General features: G+C 61.6%; 3 protein-coding genes. 2 read left to right on the plus strand and 1 reads right to left on the minus strand.

Annotated features, from left to right (window positions below; all coding sequences use genetic code 11):
- Positions 1-288, plus strand: a 288-nt coding sequence (locus tag IVB27_RS19920) for an NYN domain-containing protein (protein ID WP_247445020.1), incomplete at its 5' end; no start/stop codon positions are given.
- Positions 289-472: 184 nt separating this feature from the next.
- Here IVB27_RS19920 and IVB27_RS19925 read toward each other — a convergent pair.
- Positions 473-685 carry a hypothetical protein gene (locus IVB27_RS19925; protein WP_247445021.1) on the minus strand — a complete coding sequence of 71 codons (213 nt, stop codon included), beginning with the start codon at positions 683-685 and terminating at the stop codon, positions 473-475.
- Positions 686-882: 197 nt separating this feature from the next.
- Here IVB27_RS19925 and IVB27_RS19930 point away from each other — a divergent pair, with 197 nt between their 5' ends.
- Positions 883-1,038: a hypothetical protein gene (locus IVB27_RS19930; protein WP_247445022.1), complete on the plus strand. Its 156-nt coding sequence runs from the start codon at positions 883-885 to the stop codon at positions 1,036-1,038.
- Positions 1,039-1,588: the final 550 nt, after the last annotated feature.

Consider the following 1,588-nt stretch of genomic DNA (forward strand, 5'->3'; position numbering starts at 1 on the left):
CACATCGACCAGATGGTGCTGTTCTCGGGTGACGGCGACTTCCGCTCCCTGGTCGAGGCCGTTCAGCGCCGCGGCGTGCGGGTCACCGTGATTTCCACGATCGCCAGCCAGCCGCCGATGATCGCCGACGAGCTGCGCCGCCAGGCCGACGTCTTCACCGACCTCGTCGAACTGCAGGCCAAGCTCGGCCGCGATCCGTCAGAGCGCCCCGCCCCGCGTGACCGTGAAGCGCGTGGACACATGCCAAAATTCTTGCAAGAGCCGAAAGGGAACGACCCTGCCGGCTAGACAGTTAAGGACCGCCCGCATCGGCGAATCTGGGCGGACGGACTTCAATAGAAGAGCATCACCGACATCCACGCCGCCAGCGACGCGCAGAGACCAATTCCAAGATAAGGCAATGCAAGGCGCATCGGGTTTCTCCTCCGAGACGCGAAATATGCCTTAGCTTCACATGTCGGCCGCCCAATGACTACGAATCTCCGGTTGTGCCGCCGCCGCTGCCGGGCGGCGACTTGCTGGTGCACTCGGAAGCAGGCGTATGCTCGACCCGGGCACCGGTTTGCTGCTGGTGAACCTGCTCCTCGGCGTACAAGAGCACCTTGCGCCGCGTATTCTGATCGGTCAGCTTCTGGAAAGCCCTCATCAACCGCAGCATTTGAAGATCTTCGGTGCCGTTCGCCATGGCAAAATCTCGCTAAAAAGGTGGCATCTCCAATGGGAAAGTTATGCAACGGTTCACCCGGCGGAGGAACGTGGAACTTCGTCGAAGGTTAAGGTCTGCTGGCCATAGCCGCCGATGGCTGGCGGAGCGGCTCCGATCCACCTCTCCAAGACACCCCGGCCGGGGGCCGTCTCTCCGGCAAGAGCTGTTCTCATGACATGCGTCACCAACGCGACGACCCCGGCTTGGTCTGCGAGAACAATTCCGCGCCTGCCCCTGTGGCGACGCCGGTGCGCGTCAAGGGCGGAATGCCGCGTATGCCCAATGGCTTTAAGGTCGAGATCGACAAGGTCCGCTGGCGGGTCCGGGTGTGAATTCGTGCCGGCGATCGCCTTGAGCGCAACGTAAGGGCAGCCAAATCATGACCGAAAAGAAAAGCGCGAAGAAGTGTAAGGCGTCCGCAAGGGAGAGCGCGTCAATCCTCCGTCCGCAAGCAACGGCGTTCGATACGGTTGCTATCTATCGCCCTTCCCTCAAGTTGCGTTCCTGCAGTGCAAAATCCCAATTCGGTTTTGGTCTTGTTAGGGTTAGGGATCGCCTTGCTCGGTGTTTGGCTTTTTCTTGGGGCTGCTGAGCGTGTGGTGATCATAGGCGCCTCGCTACCGCTTTCCATCTGGTCGATCGGATTAGCAATGGGCCCCGCGCGTCGGGGTCCGCACCTAACCGCAGCGCGGCGCCTTATGGCCGCCGGCATCGCCCGACAGCCGGATCATATGTTGCACACAGCTTCTTAACCGGCCAGTTCAAAATGCGGGCTTGGAAAAGGGTCGTAGGATCTGCGCGATGTCGTACTGGTGGAGGGCCTGCCGACGGCTAGTCCCGGCGGCGCCCTGAGCCGGAGCCGCTAGGCAGACCTAGGTCGAG

The organism is Bradyrhizobium sp. 197, from assembly GCF_023073375.1.
Classification (GTDB): domain Bacteria; phylum Pseudomonadota; class Alphaproteobacteria; order Rhizobiales; family Xanthobacteraceae; genus Bradyrhizobium.